Source organism: Reichenbachiella sp. (assembly GCF_039941815.1).
Taxonomy (GTDB): Bacteria; Bacteroidota; Bacteroidia; order Cytophagales; family Cyclobacteriaceae; genus Reichenbachiella.
Genome location: NZ_JBDVDW010000057.1, coordinates 1 through 16423, shown reverse-complemented (window position 1 = coordinate 16423; position 16423 = coordinate 1). Strand labels below are relative to the sequence as shown.

Sequence of the window (16423 nt, the reverse complement as noted above, 5' to 3'; positions counted from 1 at the left end):
ATGGAGCCATCCAAACAAATACCTAAGCTTGCCCACAAGTTCTTCAAGTGGTATTGCCGTGGCGATAGATACGAAGAGCTGCATGGAGATATAGAAGAATTTTTCTATGATAGAATAGAAGAAAAAGGACTTAGAAAAGCCCAATGGCTCTACTTAATGGATGTATTGCGAGGATGCCAGTCATACGCATGGAAAAATAATAACGGTCAATTTCACTCAAAATTTAATCATTTAATCATGTTAAAAAACTATTTCAAAACATCGCTGAGAAGCATGATGAGGAACCCACTCAGTTCGTTCATCAATATTTTCGGATTGTCAATGTCTATCGGAATCTGTCTGGTAGTTTACGCTTTTATGGATTATCAATATAGTATTGATCAACATCATGAGCATAAGAATGAGGTCTATCTGGTTACCTTTTATGTAGATAAAGAAGGTGAGACGCTACAATACGGCAAGAGCCCGGTGATGCTTGCGGAAACTTTGAAACTGGATTACCCACAAATTAGCAAAACTTCCAGAGTTGAAGATCGAAACGTAGTTGTAAAATATAAAAACAAGGTTTTTCATGAAGAAGTACGATATGTAGATCCTGAATTTTTAGAAATGTTCACTTTTCCACTCAAGTGGGGAGAACCTTCCTCACTTCAAGGGTTGAACAATATTATCATCAGTGCGGAGATGTCAGAGAAGTATTTTGCGGATGTCAATCCCATTGGCTATGACTTGATGCTCAAGTTTGGAGATGATATAAAGAAGACGTTTACAATCACAGGTGTGGCCGAACCATTTCCTGACGCACATCAGATTTCGTTCGACTTTCTGATTAACTTTTCAAATTTTGGATACACGCACCCAGAAATCGACTTCAAAGACTGGTACAAGCTGGTAGATGCGACTTTTGTACAGATAGAAAATCCAACTGATGTGGCTCTGATCCATGCAGGTATGGATAAATATCGAGATCTGGTGAATAGTACAAATAACGATTGGGAAATGTTGTCCTTCCAATTCGAACAGCTGGCAACGCTGTTTGATCGGTCACAATACATCTCTGAATCTATCACTTATAACTATGATGAGGCGGGGCGGATTACACTTCCCATTTTGGGCTTGTTTATGTTGGTGCTTGGCTGTTTCAACTACATCAACATTGCTATTGTTTCTGCTTCCAAGCGGCTAAAGGAAATAGGGGTAAGAAAGTCTATAGGCGCAAGTAAAATGGCAACTGTCATTCAGTTTTTGAGCGAGAATATATTAGTAACCAGTTTTGCACTGTTGGTAGGGATCTTTCTTGCTGTCTCTCTTTTTCTTCCATGGTTCATCGGTATTTCTCAAATGAGACTGAGCCTTAACTTTGGGGACGAAAACCTTTGGCTCTTCGTGATTGCACTTACGCTAATTACTGGTGTGATATCAGGTCTTTATCCAGCATTTTATATATCCAAATTCCAAACCGTTCATATTTTCAAAGGAGTAGTCAAATTTGGTCAAAAGAACCTGTTGACCAAAGTCTTCTTATGTGTTCAACTGATGCTGGCTTCTATTCTCATAATCTCGGCAGTTACCTTTACTCAGAATACGGATTTTCAAACCACGCGAGATTGGGGGTATGATCAGCACAACGTGCTCTATCTAAAGCTACCTGATGTCAGCGCCTTCCCGGAATTTAAAGATCTCTTGGCTCAAAACCCGAATATATTGTCGCTCGCGGGTTCTGCACATCACTTGGGACACCAAGTCGATTATGATATCATTCAAACTCCCGAGAGAAGGTATGAGGTGCGGCTTATGTCTGTAGAGCCTGAATATTTTGAGACCATGAAACTCCGTCTATTGGAGGGTACAACGTTTAACGCTCATTATGAGAGTGATAAGCGAATGGTACTGGTAAACGAATCTTTTATAAATAATCTGAACATTACAGATGCCGTGGGACACACATTCAAGGTAGACAGTATCAAATATGAAATCACTGGTGTCATTCAGGACTTTCATATTTATAGCTTCTATGATAAAATTCGCCCAACCTATTTTACCCTGGCCGATACAGACAAGCTCAGCTATATATCTATGCGTGTGAAGCCTGGATCTTCGTACGATACCTATAATGCACTTCGAGAAGAGTGGGCTACTTTCTTTCCCGAAACACCATTTCTTGGCGGCCATCAGGCGGATGTTTGGGGAGCAGATTATTATGAAATGGAGGCCAATCAGGGTGATTTTGTACGGGCTGTAGCATTGATTGCTGTATTGCTGGCCACCATGGGCTTTTATGGACTGGTCACTCTCAATGTATCAGGACGTGTGCGTGAGTTTAGTATTCGAAAGGTACTCGGCGCAGGATTGAAAAACATAGCTGGTATTATTACCAAACAGTATTTGGCCCTGCTTATGGTGGCAATCTTAATAGGAATTCCTACAGGTTTTTTTCTTGTTGAATCCCTGCTAAACCTGTTGTATGAGTATCCCATGCCCATGAATCATTCTATTTGGCTATTATCCGTAGTCATACTCGTATCGATCCTATTCTTGGTGGTCTTGACTCAGGTCAAAAAATTGGCTAAGTCAAATCCAGTTGAAGGTCTGAAGGTAGAATAACACGAAACTATTATTACCAGGGCCATGCATTTTTTAACTGTGTGGCCTTAATTATGAATAAGCATACTTTTTCATAGCTGATCAAGAATGCTTCAGGCCTTATATGAATGATTGTTGAAAAATAAATTGAGTTTTTGTGAAACATTATTTAGTATTGCGGTGTATTAGTATGGTAGTACACTAATTTAGTTCTATAAATTATGGTTCAAATCGAGAATCTCACATTCAGTTATAGTCAGAAGCAGACCCTGTTTGACGAACTTAGTTTGTCCTTGCCACCAGGAAACATCTATGGTTTGCTTGGAAAGAATGGGGCAGGGAAGTCCAGCCTACTCAAACTGATAGCAGGGTTGATTTTTCCAAAATCTGGAAGCCTACAAGTTGGGGCATTTGTTCCACATGAGAGATATCCTGCCTTTCTTCAAGAAGTCTATCTGGTAACCGAAGAATTTCATGTGCCATCCCTGCGTATGGATAGATACGTGGATTTGTACAGTCGATTTTATCCACGCTTCAATCATGATCTCTTCGCAGAATATCTCAGGGAATTCAATCTGTCTTCTAATCAAAAATTGTCTTCTATGTCATATGGGCAAAAGAAGAAGTTTCTGCTCTCGTTTGGCCTGGCGACAGATTGTAGATTGCTCATTCTGGACGAACCAACCAATGGTCTTGATATTCCGTCAAAAAGCCAGTTTAGAAAAGTAGTGGCGAGTGCCATAGATGAGCATCGCAGTTTTGTAATTTCTACTCATCAGGCGCGAGACATGGAGAATCTCATCGATCCAATCATCATACTGGACGAAGGAGAGATTGTTTTTTTTGAGGCCTACGAAGCTATTGCTAAGAAACTAAAAGTCAGCAAACACTCTGCTTTGCCCACTCATGAAAAGGTGGTTTATACAGAATCCAACTTTGGCGGACACATGGTAGTTGAGGAGAATACTTCCGAAGAGGAATCCAATATGAATCTTGAGATTTTGTTTAATGCTGTTGTAAATAGCAAGGATAAAATTCAGCAAATATTCAAAAATTAAGAATATGGGGTTGCACAATTATTTCCAGATTAATCGATTTATTAACCTTCTGAAACTTGAATTGTTTAGAAGTTTAAGAGGGATATTCATGGCATTCGAAATCACCTTTGGCATGCTCTTTTTCTTCGGGTTGATCTTGACTATTGTATTGGATGATACCCTTGTATTGTTTGAGCATACACAGGCCTATTCATTTACACTTATAGTTGGAGGATTTGTTCTTACTAGCTTGTCATTCAATGACTTAAGTGATTCATTAAAAAGCCAAACTTACCTTTCACTACCAGCTTCTATCTTCGAGAAATTTTTGAGTATGTGGCTAATGACATCCATGGGCTGGATTGTGCTCTATAGCTTCACATACTACCTATATACCCTTGTTGCCAATCCGATTGGGCTTTTTATCGATGGCAACATGAAGTTTGAGAATTTTGATCCGCTCAGCAAACACGCCGTGTCTACAATCAAATACTATTTTGTACTCCAGGGGGTATTTCTTGTTGGGGCTGCCCATTTCAAAGGATATGTTTTTCCAAAAACACTTTTTACAATCATCCTCATCGGATTGATAGTTGGCCTGCTCATGTATTTCTCAATGTATGATCTAATGTTGGAGAGTGATGAATGCTTCTCAGATAGCAGTTCATTTGAAGGAATGGCAATTGATCGTATCTGGAATATGGCTGCTTGGTCTTTTTGGTGGCTGCTTGCACCATTCTGTTGGGTGATGACCTATTTGGGACTAAAAGATAGGGAGGTATAAGATGGAATTTAGAGACGACCAGGCGATATATCTACAAATAGCAGACCTTCTGTGTGAAAATGTAATACTTGAAAAATGGAAACCAGGTGATCGCATTCCGTCAGTACGTGAGATGGCCATCAATATAGAAGTAAACCCTAATACAGTCATGAGAACATTTACATACCTGCAAGAAAAAGGCATCATACATAATAAGCGAGGTATAGGATATTTTGTCACGGCTGACGGGCTAACCAAAACGAAGACCTTGAGAAAGGAAGATTTTATCAATCAGGAGTTGCCTAGATTTTTTAAGACCATGAGTCTGCTCAATTTATCTATGGATGACATGAACAGGTATTATCAAAAATACTTGAAGGACGAAAAGGCCAATGCCCGGAGTTAACTAGCACGAGCCTAATAAAACGAATAGATTATGCAAATGAGTAAAAAAATATTATTGACTGCAGCAGGGGTATTGCTGGCATTATTTGTAAGCAGCCTTATGGTGCTTAGAAAAGATTTGAAGTCGATACATACAGAAAAAGAAGAGCAAAATCGGCTAACCGAGCTTTCAATTGAATCTTTCAAGTATCTGGATGTAAAAGGGAGTTGGAACGTCCGAGTGCGACAAGGCAGAAGTTATCGACTGGAAGTAGCCTTCGATGACCAAAACAGGTACTTGCCTATTGTAGAACAAAGGAATGATACTTTGTATCTCTCGATTAGGGGACTCGATGGTGAGAATACACCAGAGGTACACGCCAAAATTGTAACACCTTTTATCCGTGGAGCCAGAGCTACAGGAGGTGCGGAGTTGTGGCTTAGGAAATTTAAATCAGATACAATTTCGATTGCTCTGGATTCCAGCTTGCTGGTAAGTGATGAGAATGAATTTATCAATTCTTACTATCAGACCACAGGAAACTCCAGAATTGAACAGGTAGATGATCCTTTTAAATAAGAGAGATAATCACGCTGCATAATACATAAACCACTAAACAATTTGAACATGAAGTTACTCTGTACAGGATAGTTATGCCCTGGCTAGGATGTCTATTTGACAAACGATCAAACGGTCATCACTAATATTTTTCGAACCTTTCGCTTTGTTCATTTTGATTGGGTTCGAAAGCTCAGGAGCGGTCAGGCCATGCTCGCATGTACTGATACCGCTCCTTAATTTCAAATATTATAAACCACATAAATACAATACATCATGAAAGACAGTCATAAAAATTTTAGTTCAAGAGGAAGTTGCGTCTATTTCCTGGGATTCATTGGTGCCGCATACTACTTCATATCAACAGCCGCTGGATTCTGGCTAGGAGTAGGAGGTTTTTTCAAAGCTCTCGTATGGCCTGCATTTCTAGTGTATGAGGGCATGACTTATTTAGGCGTTTGATATGGAATCGGTGATGATTAGCAACATATTGGTCTTCAGCACGGATATCACCTATTGTGGCAGAATTAAACGATTCGAATGGATTTTGAACCAGCATCCTGAGATCATAACTTGGAATATGGACTTGCAGGACGTTGATAAAATATTGCGCATCGAAGCCACAGAAAATCTACATGCTGAAGAGGTAATAGACATTATGAAAACGTTCGGCTGTACCTGTGAGGTACTTCCCGATTAATCTTAAACATGAAAGCAATAACTAACTATAGCTACGGTGGGCCTGAGGTACTGACCTATTCTGATATTGAGACACCTATTCCCGTTGGACGTGAAGTTCTGATTGATATACATGCAACAGCAATCAATCCGCTGGATTGGCATGTGATGCGTGGCACGCCGTATTTCATGCGATTGATGACTGGAATCTTAAGACCTAAAAAATTCAATGTTCTTGGGGCTGATATCTCAGGAAAGGTAATTGAAATCGGAAGTGAGGTCACTCAGTTTGAAGTGGGCGATGAAGTGTTTGGTGATATTTTTAACTTTGGCCTTGGCGGACTTGCTGAATATGCTTGTGTGTCAGAAGAAGCACTCGTACATAAACCAGCCAATCTGAGTTTTGAAGCCGCTGCTGCTGTGCCAGTAGCCGCACTTACCGCATGGCATGGCTTGAGGAAATTCGGTACTGAGAAATGGGGCAAAAAAGTACTTATCAATGGAGCCTCGGGAGGCGTGGGTACCTTTGCAGTACAAATTGCAAATTCTTGTCGAGCACATGTCACAGGTGTTTGTAGTACTAGAAATGTCGAATTGGTAAGGTCAATCGGTGCAGACCATGTGATAGATTATACACAGAATGACTTAGCGGAGAATGAGGAAGAGTATGATTTAATATTGGATGCTGTAGGTAATTTATCACTACGAGATTATAAGAATCTACTGGCACCTGGTGGTCATTGTGCAGTCGTTGGCTTTGGTGGTATGGAGCATTTGATTAAAGTGGGGCTTTTCGGTGGCAGACGCATCAAAATGGTCGATTTTAAAGCAAATCAGGAAGACTTGCTGAAAATTAAAGAACTCTTGGAGACTGGGATTATTTCTTCGGTAATTGATAGGACTTACCCATTGGCCGAAGCCAGGGAAGCTATGATCTATCTCGAGACAAGTAGGGCGAGGGGCAAGGTGATCATTACTAATAAAAAGTAATAGTACATTCTGGTACGATCGCCTGGAACTGGTCCACTTTCGCCTGACTGAGTCGTGTATTGTTGCACACAAAAGTTTTGAGATCCTTCATTTGATACAATCTCTCCAACCGCCAGATTCTGGTATTGCTGACATTGAGGCTTCTAAGGCCTGTGAGTTCGTCGAGTCCTCGCAGGTTTTTTATGCCGGTTCCGGCACAATTGAGATGCTTGAGCGATCGGACATGGTAGAGGTCTTTTAGATCCTCTATGGCGGTATTAGATATATTCAAAAATTCCAAATTCACTAACTGACTGATTCCTTCGAGATCCTGTAGTGGACTATTGGTGTAAGTCAATGATTTCAGGTTCTGATTAGTATATAACTCCTTCAAATTCAATACTTTAATTCTGTCAAGCGAGATTTTTTCTAATCGGATAAAAATTCTTAAAGGAGCCAAAGTCGAGATGTTTTGATTGCTTATACTTATGGAATCCCGCTCAATCATTTGATGTAAATCATAGGAGGATGGGCTGGAAAATCCAAGACCCTTTTTCCACGTCTCGTTGAGTTCTTTCCACCAATTATTGAGTGTTTCGGTTTGATAGATAATGACCAGCTCTGGATTAGAGCTCAATACTTTCACAATCTGTGGTTCCTCTACTAAAGTTTGATCTATTACTAAAACCTCTAGTCTGGGCAATGAAGATAGCGTAAGAATTTCCCTAAGTTTTGAGTCGCTCAGATCAACATGTTTCAGTTTGAAGTTTTTTCCCAAGCCTTTGGTGTTATGGATAGGCAAGCCTTGTCCTTTCAATATTTCCAGGTTTGACATTTCAGCCGTGAAATCCAGCTGAGTAAAATCGTTGTGGCTGATATCCAAAGAGCGCAAGCGCTTGAATCTTTGCAAAGGAGCCGAAGTATATAGATTCTTGTTAGCCAGATTCAAAGAATCTAAATTCAAAAGTACAACCAGCTCTTCTTCGATTGTGACGTGACTGGTCAAATATGCTTCCAGGGCAGTTTTCCAATTCTTTGGCAATGTTTTCCACCATTCGAGCAACTCTGCACTATTGGTGATCACCACTACTCTCGAATTATCGGCCATGAAGCCAGAAGCCACCTCTTCGGATACTTTTGACGCATCCGCGTTAATTGTCCTTAGTTGAGGAGAATTAGTCAGTGGATCCAGTTTTTCTACCGCTGTGTGATTGATGTTCAGCTCGGTCAGATTGGGATGGCTATCCAACCCATTCAGGTTGACAATTTTGGTTTCTGCCAGATTTAGAAATCGCACGTTTGGTAGGCTCCGAAATACAAACAGGTGGTCAATAGCAGTTCTGGAAAGATCCACCGTATCGAGTGCCATGCTGGTAGCTAGAATCGTAGGATCATTAAGAGTGGTACCGGATAGATTGATGTTTTTTATATGCTTAAGTGCCCTGATGGGTTCGAAATCTATAATTGAGGTACCTGATAAATTCAGATATGCGATGGCTGTCATTTCCTCTATGCCTTGGAGATCGACGAGTGCAGAATTGGATAAGTCAAGATGGGTGAGCTGCTTTTGAAATTGTATGGGCGAAATTTGCTTGATTCTAGTATTGGATGCTGTTAATTGCTTCAGAGCTCTGATGTTTCTCAGCGGTGATAAATCATCTATTCTGGTATTGCTGATGTCCAAATGTGTCAGTTCTTTGAGTACTGACAAGGGCTCTAGGTTGAAAATGAAAGAGTTACCAGCTATGATGAGGGTATCGATCTCACCTATTTGTAGCAAGATTTCAGTGGAGACCGAATCGGAAACGGCATGCTGCGTAAAGATTTCCTTCCAGGAAATTGACAGGCCATCCCACCATAATCGAAGTTCCTCTTCTCTACTTATTTTGGTACTATAAACGCTGACTATTTTCAGGTCGTTTTTGTCCTGGTCAAGGTTGACCTCAATAAACCGTCTGCCTGCACTGCTGTAGTCTTCATTTGCTACCGTAGTTCCTTGCAATATGGATTCAAAACTAGCAAGGAAGTAGGTATTACCGTTAGGGTGGTCGAGCTGTTCTATCTGAATGTCCTGAAAGCTAAACCGGATGTTTTCGTAGAAGAAATCAACGTCTCTAAGATACGCTGTCACATCCTTGTTGGTGGTCACTCGTCGGTTTGCAAGTAGATCATCTTCGATTTGTACCTGATCATCTTTGAATATCTTGGTATAACTGTCAGAGATTATGATTTGCTTATCTCGGTAGGGTGTAGTACTCGCACCCAGGGTATTCAAAAAATACTCATAGAACTTGACCATGCTGCGCACTTCGTCAAATTGCGCAGAATCAATTTCTGTTTGAGCCTCACCGACATAAAAACAAGTAAGGAGAATGAGAGTTAAATAGTATTTCATCTTATTTGCTGTAAATACCTGGGGTTGATACATGATCTTGTAGAACGTTGCAGACTATTCAAATACTGATGAGATTAAGCTACCCTTTGCCATAGATAAAGTCTTTCATTTGTTGTTTTTCATCCTGATTAGCAAGCTCCACTATACCTGAAATCAGCCAGCCAGAATTATAGCCAGGTCGGTTGAAATAGGAAAGAGCAAAATAATAATCATCAATCGCAAAAAAGTGAAAGCTGACATTTTTAACTGATACAAATTCCAAATGTCCTTGATTCAATTCAAAAAGAAAGATGCTAAGGAAGTCCGTTTCATAGTTTTTAGCAGTAAACTGCTCGGCATGATCATTATCCTTGAGTGCTTTCTTTAGCGGCATAAAACCTAGCTCATGGCTCATAGGATGCATAAATTTCTTATTGGCTGTGGTATCCTTATCAAACCATCTGTTGAAAACTGGAAACGATACATCCTCAATGATCCATTCATATCCTTGCCCTTGCTGCTGCAATCTCATATACAAAGTGCCAGTGATACGTTTGCCGTTATAGTCGAAGGTGGTTTGCACTTCGGCAAACCAATCATCATGGTGAAAATCAAGATACTCTGGTGACCGCTTATCTGTAACAGTTTTTATGAACGACTTGACAGTCTCCGGGTCCTTGCGTGCGATTTGGGCATCAAAAAGTACCGGTGTATACTTTCTTCTCAGTGCAGGGTCACGATAGCGTTTGTCGCCTTCATAATAGCGTTTCCCTTTTTCATCCTCCTCACCATTGAATCTTCGAAAAAATTGATTGATCTGTTTGGTAGAAGCTTCGAGCTGGCTCTCAGTTTCTCGCATCTCATCCCTGCGACTTTGCGCAAAGGCGGATTGCAAACTGAGTATGGTTAAAATTGCAATTAGTGTAGCTCTCATGAAGAAGTTTCGGTCACTCGAATATCTCCCAGCATTACATCCCAGAATTCAATAATTCTACCAGCAATTTGAGTCTCTTTTTTCTTTACATAAATTGTTATGTCTTTTTTGGTGGTGTCTTTGTAGTTCAAAGAACCATCATTTGAGCTGCCTTCAAATCTTTGGTAGATGGTAATCACTCCAACGAAGGTTCCGTCTGGCTGTTGCTCCAGGTCGCTTACATAGTGGATATCGTACCATTCTATTTTTACCTTGTCATAGTTTAGCGCCATCAGTCTTTCGAAGTACTCTCTAACTTTGTAATAGGTGACTTCTTCTTTGCTGAGTGACGATACACCCATTTCACTATCCGTAGCAAATAGCTCTTCTGCTCGATCCATGACACGCTGAGCCTCAGAAAACTGAGTTTCTTTGTCGCCAATGATACTGATATACTTGCTGAGATCTCTGACCTTTTCCAAGGCAAGTGAGTCTATAGCTTGTTTTCTTTTTGGGTCTACTTTTGTTTGTGCTGTTGCGCTGATCGACCACAATAGGGTCATAGTCAGCATCATATATTTGATGAATTGCATATCTCTTGTTGCTTTCTGATGAGTGTTATTTCTTTAGTACTAATTCCTTGATTTTACCATTGCTGTCATAGACAACTTCTTCGACCGTAGCGGGCTTGCTTTTAGTATCCTTCAAATAATCAAGGTATTTAGCGATCGTAGTAGGTTCGTCATAATCCGGGGAGGCCCCATCATTATATATCATGATCAATACTGGCGCCTCAGCATTGGAAAACATGGTCATGGCTTCGTTGATATTGGAATTGGCGGCGGCAGTAGATGAAGATGAAGCTATACTTGACATATACTTGTATAGCCGCTCTTCTTTGGATGGTATTTTCTCTGGTACTCTTGGCACGACTTCAGGTATCTCTTCCACCTCTTCAGTAATGCTCTCAACTACTTCTGGTTCTACTTCTTCCACAGGGGAGCTGATTTGACTTAAGTTTTTACGACTCTTGCACGAGCTGGCAGCAACTAGTAGTGTAATGATGAACAAAAAAGAGGTTGCTGAGCCAATTAATCGACTTTGTTTCATTGGGGAGATCATTTACAAGTGTTCTTTAATTGATGATAATATTTTTTTTGATTCGGACCTACAAATAGCGTTCCAGTTCAGACTAACGACAAGAAAATCGTTTTATTTAATTGCAACCAAATTGATTAGTAATAGATAATAACCTCTATAAACCAGTGCTATCTCATTTTTTGATCATTTATGGCACAGCTGTTCCGTAGGTCTATAAATAGCGAAACAGGTAAATCACATAAACTCTGGTTGACCATCTTATCATTTTTGGTTATATTAAAGTTAGTTCACAAGAGTACATAATGTCCAAATGCATCAAATCGGTATTTATATTTTTGATTGTCTTCTCAGCATGTGAAAAGAAGTCGAATCAATCACAGCAGAGCCGATCTACAAAATCATCTAACATTGTCAAACTAAACGATGAGGGATTGTTGCGAAATCCTGATGCAACGATCATCAATAAGGATTCACTAAAAACAACGAAGGCAAAAGGAAGGGTAGTTAGCGTTGATCAATCCAAACCAAAGAGTAACAGACTGCTGAAGGTGAAAGCCAAGCGACCAACATATACACGGTTTGATTCCGCCTCGGCTAAAGAGATAGTACCAGGTCAAGCCAACGTCCCAAAACCCAGATCCATGATCATTCCGCCATCCGGCTATCAGGTGCAATTTGGTGATACCATATACGCGCCACAGGTAACTCTATCCTCGTGGCCAGAACCCAAGCCAGCACAGGCCATGCGATTTAGGGATGCTGCTCTCTATGATATTCAGTTTTTGGATGTGGAGCAAGGCTTACCATCCTCCTATGTTGATGCTATCTATGAAGATGACCTTGGTAATATGTGGTTTGGTACCTATGGAGGAGGAGTCACACGATATAACGGAAGTACGTTTACGACCTTCACTGAGCGGCATGGCCTTCCCGTCAATATCATCGTCACTATTCTCAAAGATAAAAAAGGCAACCTTTGGTTTGGGACTGATGGAGCAGGGGTCAGCAAGTATGACGGTCAGACCTTTACTAATTATAGTTTGGCTCAGGGTTTCGGTGGAATCTATCTTGAGACTATCATTGAAGATTTGGAAGGAAATATTTGGTTTGGAACGAACGGCGGTGGATTGACTAAATATTCTCGAGGAGTAGAGGATTCATTTACCAATTATTCTACCAATCATGGGCTGGCCGGAAATAACGTATGGGCTACAGTACAAGACAAAAAGGGATTTCTATGGTTTGGCACCAGGGACGGTCTTAGCCGATTCGATGGCAAAAGTTTTAAAAATTTTGATACTAGTTGTGGGCTGCTGGACAACGATGTGAAATCATTATTTCTGGATGATAATGGAAATCTTTGGATTGGAACTGAAGGAGGACTAAGCATTTTTGATGGTGAAAAATTTATCAACTATAGCAAACAGCAAGGGCTGATAAATAATCGAATTTGGCATATCGAACAGGATATCAATGGTGACATGTGGCTGGGAACTGATGGTGGTGGAGTTTGTAAAATGAGTTATAAACCAGATTTTGACCCCGATGGGACCTCATTTACCTTTTACTCACAAGGTGAAGGATTAAGCTATGATTTTATTAGGTCGATCTATGCCGACATAAATGGAAACATGTGGTTTGGTATAGATGGGGGAGGTGTAACCAAGTTTAGAACTAATTCATTTACCACTTTTACTGATCAGAAGCACTTGAGTTCAAACTCTGTATGGTCAGTATTTCAGGACGGAAATGGTAGCATGTGGTTTGGCTCCGATCTTTGGGGTATTTATAAATATGAGCAAGGTAGCTTTAGTAATTATATGGATAAAGAAGGTCTTTTGGAGTATTCAGTCATGGATATGCTGGAGGATCAGTCGGGCGACATGTGGTTTGCCACGTATGGAGCGGGTGTCTTTAAGTTTGATGGGAAAACGTTCGTCGGATTTGATGAACAGGATGGATTTCCACATCGCGATGTTTATACCATGCTCGAAGATAGAAATGGCCATTTATGGTTCGGTACACAAGGTGCTGGTTTAGTAGAGTATGATGGAGAAAATTTCATCGAATACAGCAAGAAAGACGGCCTTGCCAATGATCGTATTTGGAATATACACGAGTCTCAGGATGGTAAAATATGGGTAGGCACGTTTGGTGGCGGGCTAAGTATTTTTGATGGCCAGTCGTTTACCAATTATTCAGAGCAGCAGGGCTTGCTAAATAATAGTATCAATGCTATATATCAGGATACTAATGGTCAAATGTGGATTGGTACAGATGAAGGAATCAATGCATTGAGGTACGACGAATCGGCTCAGCAATTTCGGTTGTACTCATTTACCGACACCGATGGGTTGGTCAATCCCATCACATTATCACTAATTGAAGATAGAAACCAAACCATGTGGATTGGTACAGAAGGTGGTATCACCAGTTTGAGCCCTGAGGCAGGCTCTACTGAAAGTTACAAGATCAACACCTATATTCAGTCTGACGGTCTCAAAGGACTGGATGTAGTGATTAATTCTGTATGCCTGGATGATCAAAATCGAATATGGTGGGGTACAGGTAAAGGACTGACCATGTTGGATATAGACAATATTAAGCCAAATAACTCGGCGCCAGTATTGCAACTCAATAGCCTTTCCATCGGTCAGACGTTTGTCGATTTCAGAAACCTGAACGATGAGTCATATAGAGCCACTTTGCCATTCGGAGATCGAATCGCGGACTCGTTTGATGATGTCATGCCTTACCAGAATTATCCGATAAATCTGGAGCTTCATCAGAGCCTCAATCATTTGACTTTCAACTTTTCCGCTATAGATTGGCATGCTCCACATAAGGTCAAGTATCAATACAAGTTGGTAGGACTGGATGAAAATTGGAGTAACCTGAGTAGCAATATTTTGGCAGAATATCGGAATTTGAGTTATGGGAAATATGTATTCCAGGTGAAAGCTATAGGTACTGCAGGCATATGGAGTGATACACTGACTTATCCTTTTGTTATTGTTAGGCCCTGGTGGCATCAATGGTGGGCCAGAGTTATCTATCTGATACTTGCGCTGATAGGAGTATTGAGTTTTGACAGATGGCGCACGGTGAGAATTTTGACCAAACAGAAAGAGTTACAAGAGAATATCGAAGATAGAAACAGGCAATTGGAAAAACTAGTACTAGAGCGTACAGCAGAGATCAAGAGACAGCAACAAATCACGGAAGAGGCCAATCTGGCTCTGGAGCAAAAGGTAGAGGACCGTACCATGGAGTTAATTGAGAAAAACAAAAAACTCGCTGATTACGCATTTGTCAATGCTCATAACCTTAGGGTTCCTGTAGCTAATATCAAGGGAATCATTCAACTCTTTGAAACTGTGCAATCGTCTGAAGAAAAGATAGAGCTAATAGAACTGCTAAAAGGTCAATCAAATAGCCTTGATGATGTGCTCTTTGAAATCAAAGATATGCTTGAGAAAGATAATTACTTACAGAACGACGAGGGCTAAATTGACCGAAGTCTTTTGGTTTGCTTATTATTTTGTTGGCATAGACCATGATGGCTTTTTGGGCATCAGTTCTGCATCTATTGGTATCGTGACATCGAAGGATGTGCCTAATCCAAGCTGACTTCTCACCTCTATCTTGCCACCAAGCTGCTTACTTAGGTTTTTGATAATGGATAAGCCAAGCCCATTAGACGGTTCGCCGGCAGTAGGTTGTGCACTGAGCCTGGTAAATGGTTTAAACATTTTGGCCTGATCTTCTTCACTTATTCCCGGACCTTCATCACTGATGATAATTTTGACTTTATCATCTACCGCATTGATTTCAATGTTGACAGTCTTATGTTGGTTTGAGAATTTTATCGCGTTAGACATCAGGTTGTCCAGAATTCGTGACAGCAGACCAGCATCGGTATTCATCTCTACAGATTGATAATCACCTCCCAGCACTAATTTCTGTTTTTTGGATGAGAGCGCATCAGCAAAGCTAATTCGCCAGTTTTCGATAAAGTCGTGAATATTGAACTTTGATAGTGATAATTCACGAACCTGATGTTGATTTTGGCTGATGTCCAACAAATCACGAATCATTTCATTGCCGTGCTTTACTACCAGGCGAATTTTGGAGATGTAGTCTATTTGATCATCTGTAAGATTTCCGTCCATTGAGACCAGTTGAATCAGGCCTTCAATGTTATTCAAAGGGGTACGTAGATCATGCGCTACTATACCAATAATACCATCCTTCTCTCTGTTGACATCTGACAGTTTGGCAAACGAATTGGTGAGATGCTCGAAAGCCTCTTCGATAGCAATGTTCTTTGTTTTGATTTCTTCGTAGGCCTTTTTTAATTCCTCTTTTTGTCTCGAAATTTCGGAGGTTCGTTTATCCACCTTTTTCTCAAGGGCCCTACGCTGTATTTTTAACCTTCTTAGGTACAATCGGATTAGGATATATGACCCTATCACGACGATCAAGGCTATTCCAAGTATAAACCATAGATTCATCTCACCAACGGTCTCCGTTGTTTGAATCACAGGATTTAATACGACTAATAGCTCCTTACTCTGAAAATACATACTCACTTATACACCTTTAGCATAGGTTCAAGCACTGCTAAACATGACTGACAATCCTAGCAAACTATGCCATTAAACGGACTCCAGTCAGGTTAGAGTTGGTCGGTATTTTAAAGTTTAGCCAGTTGGACCTGGTATTGTCTCATTTTTAGCGCAGATGACAATACTATCTTCAAAGTACAACTAAGTCGTCTTTTCTCCAAAAAATTGCGCCAGCAATGTAACTAAACTACTTAAATAGACAGAGCAACATAAGTTGTGCATCGTTTGGGAATTAACAAATGAATACATACTTGCGCGTGTATTCATTTGTTAAACTTATGCATTAGGAATCGTGATGAAAGCTATAAAGCGCAAAGAAAGAGTCACTTATATTGAAGAGGCATAGCACCGCTATGGTGATTCAATAAATATATGTTTAGTGTCTATTTCAAAGTGCTTTATGATTGGAATAGATTATCTAATGCATATTTCAG

Annotated in this window: 14 protein-coding genes; 9 read left to right on the top strand and 5 right to left on the bottom strand. The window is 40.4% G+C overall.

Going from position 1 to position 16423, the window contains the following annotated elements; all coding sequences use genetic code 11:
• The 8 genes from ABJF11_RS12025 (at window position 1) to ABJF11_RS11990 (ending at window position 6994) form a co-directional block, all read left to right on the top strand.
• A complete protein-coding gene (locus tag ABJF11_RS12025) occupies window positions 1-2604 on the top strand; it encodes an ABC transporter permease (protein WP_348120104.1) in 2604 nt (867 codons plus the stop codon).
• A gap of 200 nt (window positions 2605-2804) precedes the next feature.
• The gene (locus ABJF11_RS12020; RefSeq protein ID WP_348120103.1) at window positions 2805-3641 is read left to right on the top strand and encodes an ABC transporter ATP-binding protein; all 837 of its coding nucleotides are present in this window, start codon (window positions 2805-2807) and stop codon (window positions 3639-3641) included.
• 88 nt (window positions 3642-3729) lie between these two features.
• A complete protein-coding gene (locus ABJF11_RS12015) occupies window positions 3730-4404 on the top strand; it encodes a hypothetical protein (protein WP_348120102.1) in 675 nt (224 codons plus the stop codon).
• 1 nt (window position 4405) lies between these two features.
• A complete protein-coding gene (locus ABJF11_RS12010) occupies window positions 4406-4789 on the top strand; it encodes a GntR family transcriptional regulator (protein ID WP_348120101.1) in 384 nt (127 codons plus the stop codon).
• Window positions 4790-4825: 36 nt separating this feature from the next.
• Window positions 4826-5347: a hypothetical protein gene (locus ABJF11_RS12005; protein WP_348120100.1), complete on the top strand. Its 522-nt coding sequence runs from the start codon at window positions 4826-4828 to the stop codon at window positions 5345-5347.
• A 255-nt stretch (window positions 5348-5602) separates the two neighbouring features.
• On the top strand, window positions 5603-5788 hold the full coding sequence (locus tag ABJF11_RS12000; RefSeq protein WP_348120099.1) for a hypothetical protein: 186 nt from the start codon (window positions 5603-5605) through the stop codon (window positions 5786-5788).
• Between the two features lie 13 nt (window positions 5789-5801).
• Window positions 5802-6026: a hypothetical protein gene (locus tag ABJF11_RS11995; RefSeq protein WP_348120098.1), complete on the top strand. Its 225-nt coding sequence runs from the start codon at window positions 5802-5804 to the stop codon at window positions 6024-6026.
• Window positions 6027-6034: 8 nt separating this feature from the next.
• Window positions 6035-6994, top strand: a complete 960-nt coding sequence (locus ABJF11_RS11990; protein WP_348120097.1) for an NAD(P)-dependent alcohol dehydrogenase — start codon at window positions 6035-6037, stop codon at window positions 6992-6994.
• Here ABJF11_RS11990 and ABJF11_RS11985 read toward each other — a convergent pair.
• The 4 genes from ABJF11_RS11985 to ABJF11_RS11970 form a co-directional block, all read right to left on the bottom strand.
• Window positions 6981-9368, bottom strand: coding sequence for a hypothetical protein (locus ABJF11_RS11985; RefSeq protein ID WP_348120096.1), 2388 nt, complete (start codon window positions 9366-9368; stop codon window positions 6981-6983). The genes ABJF11_RS11990 and ABJF11_RS11985 overlap by 14 nt on opposite strands.
• 79 nt (window positions 9369-9447) lie before the next feature.
• Window positions 9448-10281: a hypothetical protein gene (locus tag ABJF11_RS11980; protein WP_348120094.1), complete on the bottom strand. Its 834-nt coding sequence runs from the start codon at window positions 10279-10281 to the stop codon at window positions 9448-9450.
• Window positions 10278-10823, bottom strand: a complete 546-nt coding sequence (locus tag ABJF11_RS11975; protein WP_348120243.1) for a hypothetical protein — start codon at window positions 10821-10823, stop codon at window positions 10278-10280. The genes ABJF11_RS11980 and ABJF11_RS11975 overlap by 4 nt, the downstream gene beginning before the upstream one ends.
• A 55-nt stretch (window positions 10824-10878) precedes the next feature.
• Window positions 10879-11370 carry a nucleoid-structuring protein H-NS gene (locus tag ABJF11_RS11970; protein ID WP_348120093.1) on the bottom strand — a complete coding sequence of 164 codons (492 nt, stop codon included), beginning with the start codon at window positions 11368-11370 and terminating at the stop codon, window positions 10879-10881.
• A 293-nt stretch (window positions 11371-11663) separates the two neighbouring features.
• Here ABJF11_RS11970 and ABJF11_RS11965 point away from each other — a divergent pair, with 293 nt between their 5' ends.
• A complete protein-coding gene (locus tag ABJF11_RS11965; RefSeq protein ID WP_348120092.1) occupies window positions 11664-14870 on the top strand; it encodes a two-component regulator propeller domain-containing protein in 3207 nt (1068 codons plus the stop codon).
• A gap of 27 nt (window positions 14871-14897) precedes the next feature.
• Here ABJF11_RS11965 and ABJF11_RS11960 read toward each other — a convergent pair whose 3' ends face one another.
• Entirely contained in the window at window positions 14898-15947 is a 1050-nt protein-coding gene (locus ABJF11_RS11960; protein WP_348120091.1) for a HAMP domain-containing sensor histidine kinase, read from the bottom strand.
• Window positions 15948-16423: the final 476 nt, after the last annotated feature.

Bases quoted from the DNA above. Each gene is read 5' to 3' on its own strand.
- ABJF11_RS12025 (WP_348120104.1), top strand. From the start codon at position 1: ATGGAGCCATCCAAACAAATACCTAAGCTTGCCCACAAGTTCTTCAAG.
- ABJF11_RS12020 (WP_348120103.1), top strand. From the start codon at position 2,805: ATGGTTCAAATCGAGAATCTCACATTCAGTTATAGTCAGAAGCAGACC.
- ABJF11_RS12015 (WP_348120102.1), top strand. From the start codon at position 3,730: ATGGCATTCGAAATCACCTTTGGCATGCTCTTTTTCTTCGGGTTGATC.
- ABJF11_RS12010 (WP_348120101.1), top strand. From the start codon at position 4,406: ATGGAATTTAGAGACGACCAGGCGATATATCTACAAATAGCAGACCTT.
- ABJF11_RS12005 (WP_348120100.1), top strand. From the start codon at position 4,826: ATGAGTAAAAAAATATTATTGACTGCAGCAGGGGTATTGCTGGCATTA.
- ABJF11_RS12000 (WP_348120099.1), top strand. From the start codon at position 5,603: ATGAAAGACAGTCATAAAAATTTTAGTTCAAGAGGAAGTTGCGTCTAT.
- ABJF11_RS11995 (WP_348120098.1), top strand. From the start codon at position 5,802: ATGATTAGCAACATATTGGTCTTCAGCACGGATATCACCTATTGTGGC.
- ABJF11_RS11990 (WP_348120097.1), top strand. From the start codon at position 6,035: ATGAAAGCAATAACTAACTATAGCTACGGTGGGCCTGAGGTACTGACC.
- ABJF11_RS11985 (WP_348120096.1), bottom strand. From the start codon at position 9,368: ATGAAATACTATTTAACTCTCATTCTCCTTACTTGTTTTTATGTCGGT.
- ABJF11_RS11980 (WP_348120094.1), bottom strand. From the start codon at position 10,281: ATGAGAGCTACACTAATTGCAATTTTAACCATACTCAGTTTGCAATCC.
- ABJF11_RS11975 (WP_348120243.1), bottom strand. From the start codon at position 10,823: ATGACCCTATTGTGGTCGATCAGCGCAACAGCACAAACAAAAGTAGAC.
- ABJF11_RS11970 (WP_348120093.1), bottom strand. From the start codon at position 11,370: ATGAAACAAAGTCGATTAATTGGCTCAGCAACCTCTTTTTTGTTCATC.
- ABJF11_RS11965 (WP_348120092.1), top strand. From the start codon at position 11,664: ATGTCCAAATGCATCAAATCGGTATTTATATTTTTGATTGTCTTCTCA.
- ABJF11_RS11960 (WP_348120091.1), bottom strand. From the start codon at position 15,947: ATGTATTTTCAGAGTAAGGAGCTATTAGTCGTATTAAATCCTGTGATT.